Annotated in this window: 17 protein-coding genes; 2 read left to right on the top strand and 15 right to left on the bottom strand. The window is 44.2% G+C overall.

Translation table 11 applies throughout. The features are described 5' to 3' along the window. Positions 1-25: 25 nt before the first annotated feature. From rsgA to AA84_RS0115140, 14 genes are all read right to left on the bottom strand, one after another. Complete coding sequence (rsgA, locus tag AA84_RS0115205) at positions 26-916, bottom strand: ribosome small subunit-dependent GTPase A (RefSeq protein ID WP_028977919.1); 891 nt, start codon at positions 914-916, stop codon at positions 26-28. A 32-nt stretch (positions 917-948) separates the two neighbouring features. Continuing rightward, positions 949-2922 carry a Stk1 family PASTA domain-containing Ser/Thr kinase gene (gene pknB / locus AA84_RS0115200; RefSeq protein WP_028977918.1) on the bottom strand — a complete coding sequence of 658 codons (1974 nt, stop codon included), beginning with the start codon at positions 2920-2922 and terminating at the stop codon, positions 949-951. Beyond that, entirely contained in the window at positions 2919-3668 is a 750-nt protein-coding gene (locus AA84_RS0115195; protein ID WP_028977917.1) for a Stp1/IreP family PP2C-type Ser/Thr phosphatase, read from the bottom strand. Before AA84_RS0115195 ends, pknB begins: the two co-directional genes overlap by 4 nt. Before the next feature lie 22 nt (positions 3669-3690). Continuing rightward, the gene (gene rsmB / locus AA84_RS0115190) at positions 3691-5046 is read right to left on the bottom strand and encodes a 16S rRNA (cytosine(967)-C(5))-methyltransferase RsmB (RefSeq protein ID WP_028977916.1); all 1356 of its coding nucleotides are present in this window, start codon (positions 5044-5046) and stop codon (positions 3691-3693) included. Further along, positions 5043-5987: a methionyl-tRNA formyltransferase gene (gene fmt / locus AA84_RS0115185; RefSeq protein WP_028977915.1), complete on the bottom strand. Its 945-nt coding sequence runs from the start codon at positions 5985-5987 to the stop codon at positions 5043-5045. The genes rsmB and fmt overlap by 4 nt, the downstream gene beginning before the upstream one ends. A gap of 90 nt (positions 5988-6077) precedes the next feature. Next, positions 6078-8498 (bottom strand): primosomal protein N', encoded by a 2421-nt coding sequence (priA, locus tag AA84_RS0115180; RefSeq protein WP_028977914.1) that lies wholly within the window; start codon positions 8496-8498, stop codon positions 6078-6080. Further along, positions 8495-9691, bottom strand: coding sequence for a bifunctional phosphopantothenoylcysteine decarboxylase/phosphopantothenate--cysteine ligase CoaBC (coaBC, locus tag AA84_RS0115175; RefSeq protein ID WP_028977913.1), 1197 nt, complete (start codon positions 9689-9691; stop codon positions 8495-8497). Before coaBC ends, priA begins: the two co-directional genes overlap by 4 nt. An 86-nt stretch (positions 9692-9777) precedes the next feature. Further along, on the bottom strand, positions 9778-10155 hold the full coding sequence (locus tag AA84_RS0115170) for an iron chaperone (protein WP_028977912.1): 378 nt from the start codon (positions 10153-10155) through the stop codon (positions 9778-9780). Between the two features lie 147 nt (positions 10156-10302). Beyond that, on the bottom strand, positions 10303-10497 hold the full coding sequence (gene rpoZ, locus AA84_RS0115165) for a DNA-directed RNA polymerase subunit omega (protein WP_028977911.1): 195 nt from the start codon (positions 10495-10497) through the stop codon (positions 10303-10305). Further along, entirely contained in the window at positions 10497-11120 is a 624-nt protein-coding gene (gmk, locus tag AA84_RS0115160; RefSeq protein ID WP_028977910.1) for a guanylate kinase, read from the bottom strand. The genes rpoZ and gmk overlap by 1 nt, the downstream gene beginning before the upstream one ends. 34 nt (positions 11121-11154) lie before the next feature. After that, positions 11155-12042, bottom strand: a complete 888-nt coding sequence (locus AA84_RS0115155; RefSeq protein WP_028977909.1) for a YicC/YloC family endoribonuclease — start codon at positions 12040-12042, stop codon at positions 11155-11157. A 75-nt stretch (positions 12043-12117) separates the two neighbouring features. After that, a complete protein-coding gene (locus AA84_RS0115150; protein WP_028977908.1) occupies positions 12118-13845 on the bottom strand; it encodes an Rqc2 family fibronectin-binding protein in 1728 nt (575 codons plus the stop codon). 114 nt (positions 13846-13959) lie between these two features. Continuing rightward, a complete protein-coding gene (locus AA84_RS0115145; protein WP_028977907.1) occupies positions 13960-16155 on the bottom strand; it encodes a sensor histidine kinase in 2196 nt (731 codons plus the stop codon). Next, positions 16133-16825, bottom strand: a complete 693-nt coding sequence (locus tag AA84_RS0115140; RefSeq protein WP_028977906.1) for a response regulator transcription factor — start codon at positions 16823-16825, stop codon at positions 16133-16135. Before AA84_RS0115140 ends, AA84_RS0115145 begins: the two co-directional genes overlap by 23 nt. A gap of 204 nt (positions 16826-17029) precedes the next feature. Between AA84_RS0115140 and AA84_RS0115135 the strand changes: the two genes are divergently transcribed. Together AA84_RS0115135 and AA84_RS0115130 are read left to right on the top strand one after the other, a co-directional pair. After that, positions 17030-17812, top strand: coding sequence for an RDD family protein (locus tag AA84_RS0115135; RefSeq protein WP_028977905.1), 783 nt, complete (start codon positions 17030-17032; stop codon positions 17810-17812). Between the two features lie 11 nt (positions 17813-17823). Continuing rightward, a complete protein-coding gene (locus tag AA84_RS0115130) occupies positions 17824-18147 on the top strand; it encodes a PadR family transcriptional regulator (protein ID WP_028977904.1) in 324 nt (107 codons plus the stop codon). 1943 nt (positions 18148-20090) lie between these two features. On the opposite strand, the gene AA84_RS0115120 is transcribed toward AA84_RS0115130, so the two are convergent. Further along, complete coding sequence (locus AA84_RS0115120; protein ID WP_328286239.1) at positions 20091-20465, bottom strand: hypothetical protein; 375 nt, start codon at positions 20463-20465, stop codon at positions 20091-20093. Positions 20466-20585 lie beyond the last annotated feature (120 nt).

Genomic DNA, 20585 nt, shown 5'->3' with positions numbered 1-20585 from the left:
TCGCAAATTCAAAAAAAACGAAGAATTATTGATATTTCTTTCGCTCACGCTCTTTAAGTTCCTGAAAAAATACACCGTAATGCGCATAGCGTGTTTGATCGATTTCTCCCGCAGAAACAGCTTCTTTCACGCGGCAATTCGGTTCCGCCAAATGGGTGCAGCCTCTAAAACGGCAGCCGTCCCGGTAAGCGGAAAATTCTGGAAAGTAGTTTTCCAAATCAACGGATGCAATCTCTGGAATTTCAAGGGAACTGAATCCCGGTGTATCGGCAATGTAGCCGTTTTCTGCAATTGGAATTAATTCAGTATGACGTGTCGTATGCTTTCCCCTGCCCAAAGCTTGTGAAATCGATTGGGTTTCAATGTTTAAGGAGGAATTAAGATGATTGAGCAGCGTTGATTTCCCGACACCGGATTGTCCGGTGACCACACTGATTCGCTGAGCCATTTGTTTCTTCACCTCGGAAATTCCTTCATTAGTGACACTTGAGATAAAAAAAACAGGATACCCGATACGTTCATATCGATTTATCTGCGCCTTGAACTTGGATAAATCATTCGCGGATAACAGATCCTTTTTTGTAAAACAGATCAGCGAATGAATTGCATGTGCTTCCATAGTAACGAGAAATCGGTCGAGCAGCTGACAGTCAAAAGACGGTTCCATTACTGAAAAGACAAGAATGGCTTGATCAATATTAGCAATTGGCGGTCGTTTCAATGCATTTTTTCGTGTCTGGATCGATAAAATGTAGCCATCGGTCGGCTTCTCTGCCTCATACGTAACGCGATCGCCAACAAGCGGACTAACCCTTCGTTTTCTGAAAATGCCGCGTGCTCGGCATTGAATATCCTGATCTCCATTCTTAATGTAATAAAAACCGCTTAAGGCTTTATAGATTATTCCTTCAGGCATCGGTAATCTCCTAACTTTTCGCTTACGCCCCATTAACGTGATCGCGGATAGTCAACTGTTCCTGTTTTTTGCTCTTTTTCATCAATTAATACACGGTAACTTCCTTTTTCATTCGGATTGATGGTGAACGGAATTGTATAGGTTTTCGTTTCCGTAATTTCTTCATCAATGAATGGAAATTCAGTATGGTTGGCATCGGTATAGTAGATCTGTACCCGGATCGGTGACGGGTTTTCTGATTGGTCGCTACTGTTTGGGTAAACCACTTTGATTGGCTGATCGATCTCTTTAGGCTTCAATTCGCTTCCTTTAGAAAGTGAAACATTGATCTCCGCTCCCTGGTTCACCTTACTTCCGGCATCCGGATCCTGTTCAAGCACACGGCCTTCTGCAACATCATCGGAATAGTCCCCCTCGGAAAAGTCGGCGACTAATCCCCGGTTTTCTAAGAGTTCAGAGGCTTCTGCTTTGGTCTTGCCCCGCAAATTCGGCACGGTTGCTTGCGGTGCTCCGGTGCTATACGTGAGCTCTAAAATTGTTTTTGACGGAATCACTTTTGTTCCCTTAACAGGATTTTGACGGATAATCTGATCAACAGGAATGCTTGTCGACTCCTCTTCATGCCAGACAACATCCTTATAGCCGGCATCTTTCAGCGCTTCTTCAACCGTTTCCTTGCTGTAGCCGACATAGTTATCCATCGCGACTTTAGAAGCTCCTTTACTTACCGTCAGCGATATTTCCGTGTTCTCCTTTACCTCAACACCTTTCCCAGGACTTTGACTGATCACCTTGCCCGATGCAATGGTTTCACTGACACGGTCCGTACGAATCACCTTTAGCTTCCGATTCATTAGCGTTTGCTTGGCTGTTCCATAAGTTTGTCCGGTAACATCAGGGACCTGAACATTGGATACATAGAATAGTTTCGGAAGGACTGTAATCCCAATAATTAGTCCAGCTGTGATCAATAAAATCAGTATTCCCGAAATGGTCAGCCATTTCTTCGCTCCTGATTTCTTTTTTCCTTCATCCTGCGTCTTTTTGGATGAAGGCTTCATTTTCTGTTCTCGAAGCGCGCCCGTACTGTTATTAATCGGAGTCATCTTAATTGTTTTTTCTAAGTCTTCTTCCGTGCGCTCCTTATCTGGTAATGGGTCAGCGATAACTAGCCGTTGCTCGTTAGCACGGTCCGGATTTAGTGCCGTTGTCAAGTCGTCAAGCATCTCTGTGACCTGCTCATACCGATCATCCGGGTTTTTAGCCAACGCACGAATCATTACGTTTTCAATGGATTGCGGTATATCTGAACGAAAGTCGCTTGGATAAGGCATCGGCGAATTTAGGTGTTTTAAAGCGACGGAAACCGGTGACGCCCCTGGAAATGGAAGTTTTCCGGTCAAAAGTTCAAACATGACGATTCCTAACGCATAAATATCGGATTTAATTGTCGCTGTGCCACCCTTCGCTTGTTCAGGCGACAAATAATGTGCTGATCCCATAATTGAATGCGTGTAGGTAATTGTCGCTCCGCTTACTGCAAGCGCAATGCCGAAGTCAGTCACTTTTACTGATTCTGACTCATTGATTAAGATATTCTGCGGTTTAATATCGCGATGAACGATTCCGTGCTCATGCGCATGACCAATGGCAAGCAGAATTTGTTTCATTATATAAATGGAATCATCAATAGAAATCGGCGAATAATTTTTAATGAACTCTTTAAGCGTCATTCCCTCGATGTATTCCATGACAATATAGTAACAATCTTCCTCTCCAATATCGTAGATCGCAACAATATTGGGGTGCGATAAACTCGCAACCGACTCTGCTTCTCGATGGAATCGGCGCACGAATTCTTCATCACCGGCCAGCTCTGGGCGAAGGGTTTTAACTGCGACAAGGCGGTCCAAAATTAAATCTTTTGCTTTGTATACTACGGCCATCCCGCCTTCGCCCAGACGGGAGATGATTTGATAGCGTCCACCTACTCGTTTACCAATCATTGTTTTTCACCATCTCTGTCATTGGAGATGAGAATCACTGAAATATTATCCTCGCCGCCGGCGTGGTTTGCTTCCCTGACCATCATCTCCGTTTTCTCCTCCAAATTCATTGACTTACTCATGATTTCTGTTAATCGTTCATCCGTTAATTTATTTGACAAACCATCCGAACAGAGCAGCACATGCGACCAACTTGACCACTCTACAATCGCCGTATCTAGTGCAATGGTTGGTTCGGTCCCTAGCGACCGCATTAATATATTCCGTTTTGGATGGCCTGCTGCTTCATCCTCAGTAATTTGACCTGTTTTAAGCAATTCATTGACAAAGGTATGGTCTTCAGTAATCTGCTTCAGCGGTTGAGAATGCTTCCATATGTATATCCTGCTGTCGCCAACAGACGAAACAGCAATAAATTCATTCGTACACAAGGCCGCCGCAAAGGTTGTGCCCATCCCTTTGCACGTGTCATGTGATTCTGCATGTTCATACAATCGTAAATTAATGCCGCGAACCAGATGATTCAGCCAAATTTCAGCTTCCTCACGTGTAAAGGTGCCCTCATGTTCCATAAATCGCTGAGCCGACAAGTCAACAGCCATCTTGCTGGCAACCTCTCCGGCAGCGTGACCGCCCATTCCATCTGCAACAACCGCTAATAAGCAGTTCTCGCCCTTATAAACGCCTACACTATCCTCATTATGCGATCTAATCTTGCCGGGATGCGTGCAGTAAGCTGTTCTCACCTGAATCACCTCTTTACGCAAATCAGTTATCCTTACGTTCAAGACAGCAGATAAAAAAGCCGTCTGTATCAAATTGATATGGGAAAATCTGAATCATTCCCGGCTTACGCGATGCTCGATCATCACTTAAAACACTTGGCAAGCGTTCGAATAAAGTAGAGTCTGTTCTGTACTCTGGATGCCGCTTAAGAAACGCAAGGATTTGCTGTTCATTCTCTTCTTTCTGAATCGTACAGGTACTATAAATTAATCGACCACCCGGTTTAACCAAAGGCGCAGCTTCCTCTAAAATTGTTTGTTGAATGGGGAGGAGTCCGCTGATTTCCTCAGCCGTTTTGCTCCATTTAATTTCCGGCTTTCGCCGAATGACACCTAACCCGGAACAGGGCACGTCAAGCAGAACGCGATCAAATGCAGCTTCACCAAAGGTATCTCGAGCCGCTCGCGCATCCATCGCACGTGTCTCAATGTTCTCAAGGCCCAATCGCTTGGCCGCCTGATCGATCAGCTTTGTTTTATGCGGATGCAGGTCAAGGGCAAGGATTTTGCCTTTATTGTTCATCCGCTCGCCGAGATGCGTTGTTTTCCCTCCCGGCCCGGCACAAGCATCCAAAATAAGCATACCGCCTTCTGCCCCCACACAATCGGCGACCAGCATCGAACTCTCATCTTGAACCGTGAACCATCCTTTTTGAAACGCTGCGGTTGCAACGGCATTCCCGCTTGTAACAACGACACAGTCCGGAGACAACGTTCCGGGAATCGTCTGGATCCCCTCTTGAGCGAGATGTTCCATTAATTCTTGACGCGAAAGCTTCAAACGATTGACGCGCAGACACAGATTTGGCGGTTGATTATCTGCTTGAGCCGTTTTAACTGCTGTATCCAGACCCCACTGCTCCCGCCAAAGTTTAAGCAGCCATTCGGGATGACTGTATTGAATGGAGAGCCGTTTTTGTTCCGGGGTAATTGAAGATAAGCGAGGCACCCCTTCCCGCATGAGTCTGCGCAATATCCCGTTGACAAATCCGGAGATCCCGCGATGTCCACGTTTTTTTGCAATTGTTACCGATTCGTTAACGATGGCATGATCCGGAATACGGTCTAAAAATACTTTTTGGTAAATGGACAGTAAGAGCAGCACTTCTACCCATGCATCTAATTTCCGTTTGCGATTAACAAATGACGATAAGTAAAAGCGCAACACAGATTTCTGCTGCAGGACGCCATAAACCAGTGTGGTAACAAGCCGTTTGTCATTCTCCCGCAGCTGCCCCGCATTTAGCGCTTCATTCAATGCAATCTGACTATACGCATGCTTTGTTGTAATCGACAGGAGCAGGTCCAATGCCATCTCCCTAGCCGTTTGATGACTCATGATGGTCCCCCAAGCACAGTGCCTACAGACAACGGTTTCCCGCGCAAGAAGTCTGCCGCGCGCATTCTTTTCTTTCCCGATGGCTGACACTCCGTTATTTTCACAGTACGTTTGTCACCAGCGGCTACGAAAAATGCATCAGCATGGCATGCAACAACGGTACCGGGGCATTCGTCAGTTGTTCCGTCCGTCATCTCAGCTGCGAAAATTTTAAAGTTTTTTCCATACAAGCTTGTAAATGCGCCGGGAAACGGATTCAGACCGCGAATTTGATTGCGAATCTGCTCGGCGCTGCGCATCCATTTAATTTGTTCGTCCTCACGCTGAATACTTGGTGCATAGGTTACACGCGCCTCATCTTGAGGTTGCGGTGTCAGTTCTCCTGCTGCAAGTTTTGGAAGCGTCTCCATGAGAAGATCAGCACCAGCAGCGCTCAATTTGTCATGCAGGCTGCCGAAAGTGTCGGCTGATTCGATTGGTACATGGACTTGAGTCAAAAGATCACCGGCATCCAATTTTTTAACCATGTACATAATGGTAACGCCGGTCTCTTTTTGACCATCAATAATTGATTGTTGAATTGGCGCTGCACCACGATAAGCCGGAAGAAGGGAAGCATGAACATTTATGCAGCCAAGCCTTGGTTCTTTCAATAAAGATTCAGGCAAAATCTGTCCATAGGCGGCCGTGATGAAAAGGTCCGCATGATAAGCTAAAATGCTCTGAACCGCCTCTGGATTACGCACACGTTCCGGCTGTAAGACCGGAATGGAATAGTTTTGAGCAAGAAGCTTAACCGGCGGCGGGGTTAATTGATGTTTCCTTCCTTTTGGGCGGTCCGGCTGCGTGACCACGCATACGACTTCATTATTCGGGTCCTCAATCAAACGCTGAAGAACAGGAACTGCAAAATTCGGTGTTCCCATAAAAACGATTCTCATTAAATCATCCTCTTTATTATTCAATCACATTATGATCATTTCGTTACTGCACACGATCGTAACCATCTGCGCCACTGCTTGCATCTATACTTACATTAAGGTGACGGGATTAAGGTCAACCGTCAGCTGCAATTGTGCTTTGCCTGAATCCTGAAAATGCTGCATAATTTGATGCAGCACAGGCATAAGTTCAGGTTCTCTTTTGTATTTTACCATGCACTGATAGCGATATCTATCCTTTATCTTAGCCACAGAAGGGACGACCGGTCCATAAATTTGCGAAGTATGGGACAATTTTCGCCTCAATATCGATGCAATACGTTCTGCAGATTCAGCAGCCTTCGCCGGTTCCGGATGAGACAGGCTGATCAGAACTAAATAGTAAAACGGCGGATATCCGGCTCGCTTTCGCAACAGCATTTCTTGCTGATAAAAGGCTCCGTAGTCATGATGGGCTGCATCTGTCACTGCATAATGATCGGGCGCATAGCTCTGAATGACCACTTCGCCAGGTAACGCATGCCTGCCTGCTCGACCGGATACCTGTGTTAAAAGTTGGAACGTTTTCTCAGAGGCGCGAAAATCAGGAAGATGCAGTAATGAATCAGCCGCCAGCACGCCGACCAGCGTCACTTTGGGAAAATCCAGTCCCTTTGCAATCATCTGGGTGCCAAGCAGAATATCGGCCTCTTCTTTGCCGAAACGACGCAGCAGCTTTTCGTGACTGCCTTTTTTTCTCGTTGTGTCAACATCCATTCGAATCACACGCGCTTCCGGAATCAGCCGATTGAGTTCTGCCTCCACCTTTTGAGTACCCGTACCGAAAAAGCGCATGGCATCACTGCTACAATTTGGACAAGCCGCAGGAACCGCTTGTTCATAGCCGCAATAATGGCATTTAAGCAGTTGCTGGGCACGATGGTACGTGAGCGAGATGTCGCAATGCGGACATTTGACAACCGCACCGCAGGAACGGCACATCATAAATGTAGAGTAGCCGCGTCGATTTAAAAACAACACACTCTGCTCTTGTTTAGCTAACCGATCTTTTATTTTTTCAAGCAGTTCTTTTGAAAAGACAGAGCGATTCCCTTCGCGAAGCTCTTCACGCAAATCGATGATATGCACCGATGGAAGCGGACGATGATTCACCCGCTCTTTTAAACTTAATAATGTATAGACATTCTTTTGTGCGCGAGCGAATGACTCTAATGCAGGCGTCGCACTGCCAAGCACGACAGGGCAATGGTGTTTTTTAGCGCGATGGATTGCCACGTCCCGTGCATGATAGCGCGGCATGTCCTCCTGTTTATAACTGGATTCGTGTTCCTCATCAATAATGATCAGCCCTAGTTTTTTAAAGGGAGCAAATACCGCGGATCGCGCGCCGACAACCACCTGAACTTTTTCTTCACGAATCTTGCGCCACTCATCATACTTCTCGCCTCGACTCAATCCACTGTGCATCACAGCTACATGATCACCGAAGCGCCCTTTAAATCGGCTCACCATTTGCGGTGTCAACGAAATTTCAGGAACAAGGACGATTGCTTGTTTTTCCTGCTCGATGACGCGCTGTATCGATTGCAAGTAGATTTCCGTTTTACCGCTTCCCGTAACCCCGTGACACAAAAAGACCTTGTGTTCTTCATTTTGCATCGTCGTTAAGATCGGCTCAAGCGCATGCGCTTGTTCTTCCGTTAAAGAAAGTGGCTTTGTTCGGTCGACCGGACGATTATAGGGATCACGAAATTGTTCGATGTAGCCATGCTTTAACAGCCCTTTTTCCGCCAATTTCATGATTGCTTCTCGACTCAAGCCATGCTTGACTAATTTCTGGATGGTTTCATGAAAGTGCTGAAGATCGGGCTGCTTCAGTAAAAATTCAAGCACTTCTTTCTGACGGTAGGAGCGCTTGCCTAATTGATTCAGTTCGTCTTCCAACAATGAACGAGGGACCTCCACCGTAACAGCAGCTGCTTTTTTTGCTTTTGCTTGATTCTTAACGAGCTGTTGAACGGAGATCAGCCCATGCTTGATTGCCCGCTGCATCCGTTTCGCCCATTCAGGATGAGCCTTTATGATTTCAGACCAAATCGGCTGTTTGACCGACTGAAGAAATGCGGCAAGTTCAGGGTCCTCCTCAAGCAGCCGTTCAATCTGATCGATCACAATTAATTTTTTATAGTCGGCTTTCATCGCAGCCGGAAGCATTGCCTGAAAAGCGGTCACCGTCGAACACAGGGTCTGGTTTGCCAACCATCCGCCTAACTCAATCAGTTCCGGCGTAAGCACCGGAACATGATCTTCAACCGAATCAAGCCCTTTTAATTGTTTAAACTCGGATTTCTCCTTTAAGGCAGTTACAAAGCCAAGCCTTCGCGTCCTTCCAAACGGAACGGTTACCCGCACGCCTGGTCTGACAAGTTCAGCCAAGTCGTCTGGAATACGATAGTCAAACGGGCGATTTACCGGCTTTGCAGGAATATCAATATAGACCTCAGCAATCACTTTGACCCACTCATTTCGAACAGACCTGAGAGCGCATTACAGATGTGCCGAGCAACCTGCTGTTTTTGCATCCTTTCCAACGCCTGTTTTCTTCCGTCAGCAAAGTAAAGGGTTACTTTATTCGTTTCTGAGCCAAACCCATCAGAAGCATGGTTTGCCACCAGCATGTCCAAGTGCTTTGATTTAAGCTTTTTCTTGGCATAGTCCTCTAAATGATCCGTTTCCGCTGCAAATCCGACCAAGAGCTGATCTGTCTTGTGCTCACCAAGTGCCTTCAAAATATCGGGATTGCGTACCATCGTTAGGGTCATCGGTCCGTCCGACTTTTTAATTTTCCGAGATGCCACATGCTCAGGGCGATAATCAGCCACTGCAGCCGCCTTAATGACAGCGTCACACGTTGCAAACCGCTGCATTACCGCGTCATGCATCTCCTGTGCTGAAGTCACATGAACAACCGTCATCCCTTTTGGGTCGGCGAGCGATGCGCCGCTGATAAGCGTCACCTCGGCACCGGCTTGGCGTGCCGCCTCAGCAATTGCGTAACCCATTTTCCCACTGGATTGATTGCTGAGAAAGCGGATCGGGTCGAGTGCTTCCTTCGTTGGTCCAGCGGTCACCAATAGTTTCTTTCCGGATAGCTTTTGAATTGAAAATTGGCTTTCGATTTCATGCACGATATCGGCAGGTTCCGTCATTCTTCCTGCCCCTACCCAGCCGCAAGCAAGATGCCCCTCATCGGGACCGATCACATGATAGCCATAGCTCTCAAGCAACTGAAGATTGTGCTGAACAGCAGGGTGTTCATACATATTAACATTCATCGCCGGTGCAACCCATATCGGAGCCCTTGTAGCTAACGCAACAGCGGTAAGCATATCATCAGCGAATCCTTGCGCCAATCGCGCAATGGTTTGAGCTGTCGCCGGTGCAATGATCATTAAATCTGCTTCATCCGCTAAATCAATATGAGCAATCTGTCCTTCTTTTTCATCTAAAAAAACGTGATCATAGACCCGATGCCTCGTTAGGCCTTGGAACGTGACAGGTCCAATAAATTGCTTCGCCGATTCAGTCATTACAACGGAAACATCTGCGCCGGCTTTTTTTAGCCGACTTGCTAAATCAGCTGATTTATAAGCGGCAATGCCGCCGCAAATGCCAAGTAAAATCTTTTTTCCTTCCAAAGTCATTTGATCACTTCCGTTATTTTATGTGCTTTCTATGCTAAAAGATCCATTGAATGGTTGATTCTTACAAGATCTCGAAATGCTCTTCGTTATAAAGATTTTCGCCAAAACGTTGCACAGTCCGCCTTATCTGAAATATTGAATGCAATGATTTTCTGGAGCAATGAGAAATCAACTGGATGATCCCATGGGATGCGCACCAATTCCTTGCTGTGCGTATAACCGGCTTGCACAATTTCATCAGAGAAACGATCAATCGCGATCCGCTCTGGAGCAACGGCTAAATGACGCTTGGCTGTGCTAAAGCCAACAATAAATGTACCATGATCAGTATACATCGGCTGATTCCATGCAATTTTGTGCTTTAACTGTGGGAATTGCTGCGTGACCCAATCTAGAATCTCTTTTAATCGTGCCTGATGTTGCGGATGATCGATATGTGCCAAATAGTCTGCAAAAGTGTCCATGTTGTACTCTCCTAAGTCATAAATGATATACACGAATTGCACAGTTTTTCTGCCAGTAACGCAGAGAGAATCGTTCTCCAAGGTTTGTTATATATAAAAGGCAACAACCTTAAACCGGTTGTTGCCTTAAGTGTGCAGAACACAACATTAGCGTTTGCAAGTCAGCAAACCCGCATTGATTTCTTCCAATGCCTGGCCAACTTCCTTAACCGAACGCGGATGTTCCACCATTAAATGACCGCTTCCCTCTTGCAACTGGCGCGCGCGTTTTGCAGAAAGCGTCACAAGCGTATACGTTGAATCAATCTTTTCAAGCAAGTTGTCGATGGACGGATAAATCATCATTTCCCGTCAACTCCTTCTTTGTTCATATATTTCTCAATCAGACGGTCCACCCTGCAATGCTCGGCGAGTACAATCGCTTCAATACGGTCGCAGGCTTTCTGTACTTGATCGTTTTCCACAACATAATTATAATTCTGCATCAGTTCCATTTCCGACTTGGCGACATTCATCCGGCTTTCAATTAATTCGGCTGTTTCGGTTCCGCGGCCGATGATTCGACTTTTTAGTTCGTCCAAGTTCGGCGGAGCGAGAAAAATAAACAGTGCCTCCGGAAATTTCTTTTTTACCTGAAGTGCTCCTTGAACTTCGATTTCAAGAATAACATCCTGACCCGATTCAATCATTTTGTGCACGTAGTCCACCGGTGTACCATAGCAGTTGCCAACATATTCGGCCCACTCAAGTAACTTTTCCTGTTCAATCATCTTTTGAAACTGCTCACGCGTCTTGAAAAAATAGTGAACACCGTCAATTTCGCCTTCGCGCGGTTTACGCGTCGTCGCTGAAATGGAATAGTTTAATTGTGTGCCGCGTTCGCGCAATGTGCGGCACACGGTACCCTTGCCGACACCGGATGGTCCGGAAAGAACCACCAGCAAGCCTTTCTCTTTAAAACTCATCACTTTGCCTCCAAGCAGTCGATCAAACAATCATTTACTCTATATTTTGCACTTGTTCGCGTAATCTTTCAATCTCATTTTTAATCGTCACAACAAAACGCGTCACTTCAGCATGATTGCCCTTTGAACCAATCGTATTCACTTCACGGTTCATTTCCTGAATCAAAAAATCAATGCGTCTTCCAACCGGTTCCTGCTCATCCTCAGACAAGAGATCGGAGCATTGTTGCAAATGACTTTTCAATCGTGTCGTTTCCTCGTTAATCGCTGTTTTGTTTATAAATAAAGCCATTTCATTCATTAATCGGTCTTCATCAATCGCTTGATTTTTTTCCAGAAAAGCAGCAACAGAAGAACGAAGTCTCTGCTCATACTGAGCGTGGATTTGTGGAACAAACGCCTCAAGCGCATCAACAGCGTGATGAATCGTCTGCACACGCTGCAACAGATCCAGCCGCATTGCCGCCCCTTCTTTTTCACGCATACGGATCAAACGCTCGCAAGATTCGTGAACGGCTTCTAGAATAAACGGTTCAATAACCTTTGCCGACTGATTATCCGCTTCCCTTAGTGAAAAGACGCCCGGCAGCTGAAGAAACGCATTTGCATCTGAAATGGATAAGCCGCTGCGCTTTTCAATTTTTTTTGCTGCACGGATATATTGGTCGACGACGTCCCAGTTGGTTTCAACTCGGGAAGCGATTGCCGAACTGCCCGCCACAGACAAAAATAATGAAAGCGAGCCGCGATGCACATAGAAGCGTATGATCTTTCGTACTTGATCTTCAAGATAAAGGAGCGGCTTTGGCGCGTTGAACGTACACTCAAAATAGCGGTGATTGACCGATTTAATCTCGCTATGCACTTGTGCGGAACCTGCATATTTTTCGCTCAACCCAAATCCGGTCATACTCTTAATCATCCGATCACTTCCACTTGTTTATTGTATACAACTTTATAGAAATGAAGCAAGTCCCAAAACGACCGTACGAGCCATTTATTTCGTTTCGCGTGCCGGCTGATTGCGCATTTTTAGCACAAATGATTCATCCGGAGTGATGTAAACCGTCTTTTGATCCGTATAGATCACAAATCCTGGCTTTGCACCACTTGGCTTTTTCACATACCTTACTTTTGTATAATCGACAGGAACACCGCTGCCCATTCGTGATTTACTGTAAAATGCAGCTAAATGAGCGGCCTCCAACAACGTTTCTTCACTCGGATCCTGAGACCGGATCACAACATGGGAGCCTGGAATGTCCTTCGTGTGCAGCCAGATCTCGTCACGCGCTGCTGCTTTAGTCGTCAAATAATCATTTTGTTTATTATTCTTCCCGACTAGGATTAAAGTTCCGTCGGAAGCATAATAGTGATCGAGCACCGGTTTATGCTTGCTTTTCCGCTCTTTCTGCCTGTGTTTCTTTTTCAAATAGCCCCCATCAACCAATTCCTCACGAATTTCCTCAATATCTTTTAGTGAAGCGGATTCGATCTGCTGCACCAACCCTTCAAAATAGGCAATTTCACGTTGGGTTTCGACCACCTGCTCGGCAACCACATGTTTCGCCGTTTTCGCCTTATTGTATTTTTTAAAATAAGCTTGCGTATTTTCAGAAGGTGTACGGTTCGGATTCAGTTTAATGGTCACTTTTTCTTGATTCGGATCATAATAATTGACGACTTCAGCGCGCTGATCGCCGCGTTTGATCTGATGCATGCTTGCGGTCAAAAGTTCGCCATACAACCTGTACTTGTCCGCATCCTCAGCATCCCGCAGCGTTTTATTTAGTTTTTTTAATTTCGTTTTATATTTTTTTAATTCGTTTGTAATAAAATGACTGAGATCTCCGGCCTTTTGCCGAACGGCGTCCGTCTGCGCTTTAACCATATAATAGCGGTTAAGCATTTGATGCACCGACTTGAAAGTCTCCGTTCGATCTGAATTCAAACTGAGACGCAGAACATGAAAGTCATCTTTTCCACGTTCATTGAAGAAGATTGTTGGCTGATACTTGTGCCCTCGGATTTCCGACTGGATCTTCTCAAAGGCCGCTGCAATCGCATCCTTGTGCGGGAGACCTGCTCGACGAACCACTTCAGCCGCGATTTGAGGCGAAAAACCGCTGACAATACCGACAATCTGCCGATCAATTTTTCCTGTGTTCCATTCAATTCTGCTCGTTAAATCGCTGCCCGTCATCTCAAGCGGGTTTAGTTTAGCTTGGTCGGGCGGCGACACGTAGGTTTCACCAGGAAGCACGGTACGAAAACGGTTGACTGCCGGTGTCAAATGTTTCATGCAATCAATAATCCGCTTGCTTTCTTTATCAATCAAAATGACATTGCTGTGGCGCCCCATCAATTCGATAATGAGTTGTTTTTCCGTTAAATCACCGAACTCATTGCGCGACCGCGCGTCAATGTGTACAATCCGTTCAAATCCCAGCTGCTCAATCCGCTGGATCACACTGCCCTCAAGATGCTTGCGAAGCAGCATGCAGAACATCGGCGGTTCTTGCGGATTGTCGGCAGACTGTTCCGTCAAATGCATTCGAGCAAATGCTGCATTTATCGAAATGAGCAACTTGCCGCGCGCGTGTCGCGAGCGGAGATGAAAGATCAGATCTGTGGGTGTCGGCTGATAGATTTTGGCAATCCGTCCGCCTGTAAAGTCCTGAAGTTCTTCAACCGCAGCATGCGTAACGATACCGTCATAAGCCATGGCGTATTCCTCACTTTCAAAAAAAAGCGGGGCAGAGCCCTCGCTTTTCAACTTCCGATTAAATATCGAATTCCATTGTCTCACTCATAATGCCTATGCGTCAAGGTTGAGCAATCATGAAACAAGCGGGAGTTTGATCATCACTTTAAACAAGTCCCCGTCTAAATCCAGTTCGAAAATTCCATCATGCAGATCGATAATCGACTTGGCGATGGCAAGCCCGAGTCCCGATCCTTCGGTATGTCTTGACGCATCTCCGCGTTTAAAGCGCTCAAAGAGTTCATCGACATTACGTCCAAGTTCATATTTTGTGATATTTTTAAACGTAATCACCGTCTGATTCTGCTTCTTTTCCAATTCGATATAAACGCGCGTTCCTTCCATTGAATATTTCAAGATATTGCCGATTAAATTATCAAACACGCGCCAGATTTTTTGACCGTCGACGTTAACCGGGATTCGATCATCCGGCGTCTTTATCCGGAATTTAAGGGACGATTTTTCGATGGCTTCATCGTATTCAGCAAGCGCCTGAGTAAGCAATTCACTTAAATCAACTTTTGTTTTTGTCAACTCAACCGCCCCGCTCGCCATTTTCGAGGCCTCAAACAAATCGTCAATTAAGCGTTTCAATCGTTTCGCTTTACGGTCAATGATCGCTACATAATCGTGCCGTTCCGATTCACTTATACCTGGTTTTCTCAATAGATCATTATAGGTGATGATCGACGTCAGCGGTGTACGCAGGTCGTGACTGACATTGGTAATCAGTTCGGTCTTCAAGCGCTCACTCTTAAGCTGCGCATGCCGTGAAGATCTGATGCCGCCCTGCATCTGATTGATTGTGCGGCTCAGCCTGCCTACTGTCCCTTTTCCATGTGTCGAAAAGTCGATTGGATCACCACCTGCAGCTACAACCTCTGCCTGTTTGATGATACGATTAAGCTGAGCAGCGCGGTGCAGAATGAACCACATCAACGGCATTGCGGTGCAGAAGAGAATGAACAGAGTAAAAGCAAACACATTGTAGACAAAACAGAACATTGTAAACATGCCAAGAAGGAACAGCGCCGCAAGGGATACAAGTACTTTTAAAACAGTAAATGGCGGCCGCAGCAGTTCTTGAAAAATCATACCGGTTTGCTTGACGATGCTGTTGTTCCAGCACACCTGCCGTTTTAATGGATCGCGCAGCATCTCTGCCAGCCATTGTACCTGATAGAGCAACGTTGCGACAGCTACAGCAATTCCTAACCCAATCGAGAAAAACCCAGCTGAGAAGCCGATGCCGCCAATGACCCCAAAATAATAACTACTCGAATAGTTTTGACCCTTAATCATTTCCAAGATGCCAAGAAAGATATAGCTTTCTATGGCAAAGAAGATCAATCTGAGTTCGATTGGTATGCGCGCATACCAGTGATGGATTAGCTCAATATCAGCAAGTGAACGGATTGATCGTTTGAAGCCAATGAAAAGTGCCGCAGCAATCATCAGCACCCCTAATACAAGTAAGCTAAAACCTGTATTTTTTTCAGACTGGTACTGTGCATATCCACGCAACAGTTTCAACGGTGCATTTTCTGCGACAAAGATCCTTCCCTGATAGTCATCAGCAGAAAGCTTCAACACGCGATCAACAATTTTATCACTGTTCCCAGAATTTTGATAAGCGGATAAATCCGTAAACTTTTTCTCAAAACGGGTTGGTGTTTCCGTCCCTTGATCTGCAACATGTCGAACATTCGTCATTCGTTCACCTGTTCGTTTATTGACAAAATCGTAGTGAAATACCTTCGTCAATTGCTTAAAGTGCTGCCGTTCTTCATCAAGCGATTGATCATACTCATCCATTTTTTCCACACGCTCATCGCGTATTTGTTTAACCACATGCTGGTCGCTTTTAAAGTTTTGTTGAATCGCTTTTACTTTGCGACTTTGTTCTTTCTTATAATAACTGACCACGTCTTTATCATTATTTTTCTCTGCTTTTGCAATCACATCTTTATATTGACCGCGCACGTTGGCCAACTGTTTTTCCAGGCTTCCGTAGCGGTAGCGGAACTCGTGGATATCCGAATCGGTTACCGGCAACTTTTCGACAGTTGCCTTAAACGGATAATTAAGCTTCAGCAAAGCCAAATGGTGCTGAAAGTCATAATAGCTACTCATAAAAGCATCTGTTTTTTCAAAAGAACCAAACATGGCGTTGTGACCTGTTGAAAAAACAAAAACCAACAAAGAAAGACCAACAATCAATAAACCAGTAACGAGCTTCGCAACCGTATTATTTTTCCATTTTGTAGCCAATGCCCCACACCACCTTCAGGAATCTTGGATTTTTGGGATCAATTTCGATCTTCTCACGAATCTTGCGAATATGTACTGCAACGGTATTTTCCGCATGGTAGCTCGGTTCCTGCCAAACCCGTTCATAGATTTCGTGAATGGAAAACACGCGTCCGGCATGGCGCATCAAAAGATCAACAATCCGATACTCAATCGGCGTCAGGCGAATGGGTTCACCGTTGACCATCAGCCTTTTTTCCGCTTGCTCCAAGACTAGCCCATTTAAATTGATCGTTTCCTTCTTCCCTTCATAGGTCCCCAGCGTGACATAACGGCGCAGCTGCGATTTCACGCGAGCAACAAGCTCCAATGGATTGAACGGTTTGGTCACATAATCGTCCGCTCCGACTTGAAGGCCGTTAATCTTGTCCATATCCTCACTCTTTGCGCTGATCATAATGATCGGTATATTCTTTTGTTCGCGTATTTTAAAGGTTGTCTGAATCCCGTCCATGCGCGGCATCATAATATCAAGTAATATTAAATGCACCGTCTGACTGCGCAGAAGCTCGATCGCCTTCAGCCCATCCTCTGCCTTGAGTACATTCATCCCTTCATTCGTCAAATAAATCGCGATGACATCACGTATTTCTTTATCGTCATCGACAACAAGCACATTATATTTTTCCAATTGCTTCGCTCCCCCGCGCTAAATCTTACTCCATTCATTGTAAAGGGCGGTTCTTAAAAAAGACAATGGGAAAAAATGAAGGATTTCTTAAGAGAGGCCGTGTGAGAAAAAGAATCGAAGCGATGTAGTTCCAGCTATTGCGCATTGATTAGTAGCATGCCATAATACTACTATTCAATAAATAGTAACTTAGGGGGATAAAACGTGAACCAGTCTAATTACATTCGTGAACTCAAGCAATTGCTTCAAGATCGAATGCCTACTGAAGAGTTAAAAGAAGTGCTTTCTGATTACAGCAGTTTTTTCATTTCCGGACGGGAAGAAGGGCGAAGCGATCAACAAATCGCTGAAGAACTTGGAACGCCAGCCATGGTCGCCCAATCGCTCATTGAGGATCAAGAAAAACTTGATCATCGAGCAACAAAGAAAATAGCTGATCCCGGTCGACGTTTTTTCGCTTTTATCATCGATGCCTTTATTTCCATTTGTCCATCGATTCTCGCTTCTTTTTTTATCAGCTCAATCATCGCACCGGCACTGTTTGTACTGTTTACTTCTTATCCAAGCCCCGCTCTCGGACTGTCCGTTTATGCTGGAACAGCATCCTATTATCAAGATAAAACGGTTACCGTGCATTCGGATTCTGATCAACAAACAACAACGACCAAGCGTGAGTACGGCAAGCCGTCCACCTCCGTCATCACCATCAGCTACATGCTTATTGCATTCTACTTGCTCTATGGACTCATTTGCACATGGCTAATGCACGGACAAACAGTCGGAAAAAAACTGATTTGCCTTCGCGTACGTGCTGCATCCGGAGAACCGGCATCGAAGTCGGCTATCTTTTACCGAGAATTTTTAGGAAAAACGGTCATCAATTCCATTCCGATCATTCCACTGATTTCGCTGTTTACATTGCTGTTCACAAAAGAACACAAAGCACTTCATGATATGCTCGCAGATACTCGTGTTATAAAATTTTGAGGGGAACACTAATGGATACTCAGATGAAAAAAGGCATCTTAGAGATGTGCATTCTTTTTAAGCTGAAGGATGAACCGCTCTACGGCTATGAACTGATGAAATCGGTACGTGAGATTTTCCCCGATGTTTACGAAGGTTCTGTTTATACGATTTTGCGACGGTTAAAAACTGCGGGGTATACGGCCATTACTCAAAAAAAGTCCGCTTCCGGACCGACAAGAAAATACTATGGGATCACCGATACCGGTCAGGAATACCTGCGCCGGAGTATCGAAGAATGGCGGACGGTTGTATCTGGAGTGTCACAATTTGGGATTAAATTTAAAATCGAGTAGCTAATTTTGATTATCATGATGACCAGAGGTTTATACACCTGTGTCAACTTTATTTTAAAAAATATCAACTTATTGGTTACTTCGTTCGATTGCCCATCAATGGCGATAAATGTTGCAATTTCCGTCGCCTCACCAATCGATAATAATAAGCATACAACCCGGTTTTTGTTTCGAGCTGCCGTCGAATCGGTCAACCCAATTAATCTATTTTTCATAGGTTTTTTCACCTATGTGCAGAGTGTTCCATTCGCTTATTCCAATAACGTCCACATCGAACTCGCACTGTAAAGATTTGTCTTGGGAGGTAGTCAACTCATGTTGTCTCCCAATCCTATATTCTTAAAATTCAAGTATATGAAAAATACCTATAGATAAAATGCTCTTTCTCAAATGTCCCAACAACAGGTACCATTTTATAATTATCATTTTTTAGTTAGCTTTCTTTTAATATTTTGTGACCTACCAAAGATCACTGAACAAACAGGATATTCCTGAAATCCAAAGCACCGCCGCACCAACTAACCACAACAATAATTTAGCTCCTTTACTGAAGCAAAAGATCCCATAGCAAAGATTTCCAATTGTTATACCCAGTATAAATAGTGGATTAAAGATAAATTCTTTTTTATAAATACTCAATAACACCAGAACCAAAATTGAGACTAATAAACCAAAACAAGCTACTTTCACTGAATCATAAAATACTTTTTTTGTCATTTGCGGAACCTACTTTCTCACGCGAAATTATCAAGTGCACCGCCTTGACTATTCTGTATTTTAAAAAAACTATCGTATTTTATTCTTACTACATAACTTACTGCTATATGAAACGTGCCAATCCATATCGACGGACTTTAACCCACACCTCATGAACCATACCGGAAATTGCAGCAGTTAGTGCACCTACAGCACCCAGTAACAGGGTTTACGGAAAACTTTTTAAGATAAAATCCGCTTATATATTATTTACGATTTTCGATCCCCAAGTTTCAACAATGTTGGCAAGTAGCCTATGAATAAGATAAAGTACATAATGATATCCGGAACTTTTGAACCCGTTAAGGCATTGATAAAAACTACTGCAATTGTAACCAATATTAAAGCTAAATTTAAATATTTTTTAAGAGGCGTATTAAATTGTGGCGTACGGATTATAAAGGTTATCAATAATATAGTGTATAATAAGATAGTAAACATACATATTGTCTCCTCTTCAATGAAAAGTCCATTTTGAAAATTTGTTAATAATTCCTCCCTAAGGATCTGTCTTAATTAATATATTGGGTTCAAAAACAAATCGTTTTAAACAATTGCTTTATTATATCATCATTCTTGAAATACAGTCTTATTCTATAGGAATCAAAAAAGAGAATGCTTAATTAAATAGCAAACTCTTTTTTATCTACTTTTACTTATTTATTGAGGCACTACTTTTGAAGGCAATACAGCATAGTTAAGATCCATTCTAACTCCTTTACCGCGATTTACTGATAACATTAATTCGCCTAACCCAACTAAAGCGCCGCCCGAAAGCCCTACAAGTGTTGATGCAATTAATGCAGGCGGATATTTAATAACTCTTGAAATTGCTGCAGCCGCAGCATAAGAACTGCCGCCAAAAATTAAAAGTTCAGCAACAGTAAATGTATTGGTATCATTTAACCATACTCTAATTCCCCACCAATATAATTGATAGCCATTTTTACCTGCTGAATAGTCACTCTTATATTTTTTGTTTCAAAGTAGTTCCTCATTAAAAGTCCTTTCCAATAAGTCTATTGAGATGACCCGTAAATTGATTGTAGTTTCATCCTGCTCATCAACTTTAGAACAAAGTTAATTATTCTTCCGATCGTTCATACCGATCATCATAAAGAACGCCATGAGCTATGCATATTTGCCAGTTAAATAGTCATACCACGTTCACCCCTTTTTCCATCCACTCAATTGTTATCCTTGGCTTGATATAAGCCAATTCGATGCTTTTGTGACTCGTGACGTTTTTGTTGTTGAATGCTGTTCGAGGCCGGATCTTTTGTCCATTTTCTGTAATCCTTCGCTTCTGCAATCGAATCCTTCTTTAATCGCATGAATTCTTTTTCATTGTAGACTTCACGAATTTTCGCATCTTTATAATTTCTAAAGTCGCTGTCCTTAAAAGCAGAGAAAATCAATAATTCATGTGCGTCAAGGTTATAACTATAGGTATATTTGCTGTCCTTTTTAAAGTGGATCTCATAATAATAACCGCCCATTTTCAGATCCGGAAATGCCCTGTATCTGGCAATGTCTGCGGTGGAAAATCCTTGCTTTGCCAGGTAATTTATGAAGGATGGATAGGTTTGAGTAGCTTCCAGGGATAAACATATAGCCAGTTAACATAGGGAATCGCGGATAGAATGAGGCCAATCAGCCATTTCCAGCATTGCCTCCAGGAG

The sequence above is a fragment of the Sporolactobacillus terrae DSM 11697 genome, from assembly GCF_000648615.1.
Lineage (GTDB): Bacteria > Bacillota > Bacilli > Bacillales > Sporolactobacillaceae > Sporolactobacillus > Sporolactobacillus terrae.
The sequence above is the reverse complement of the archived record's forward strand: the minus strand, read 5'-3'. Positions and strand labels throughout refer to the sequence as shown.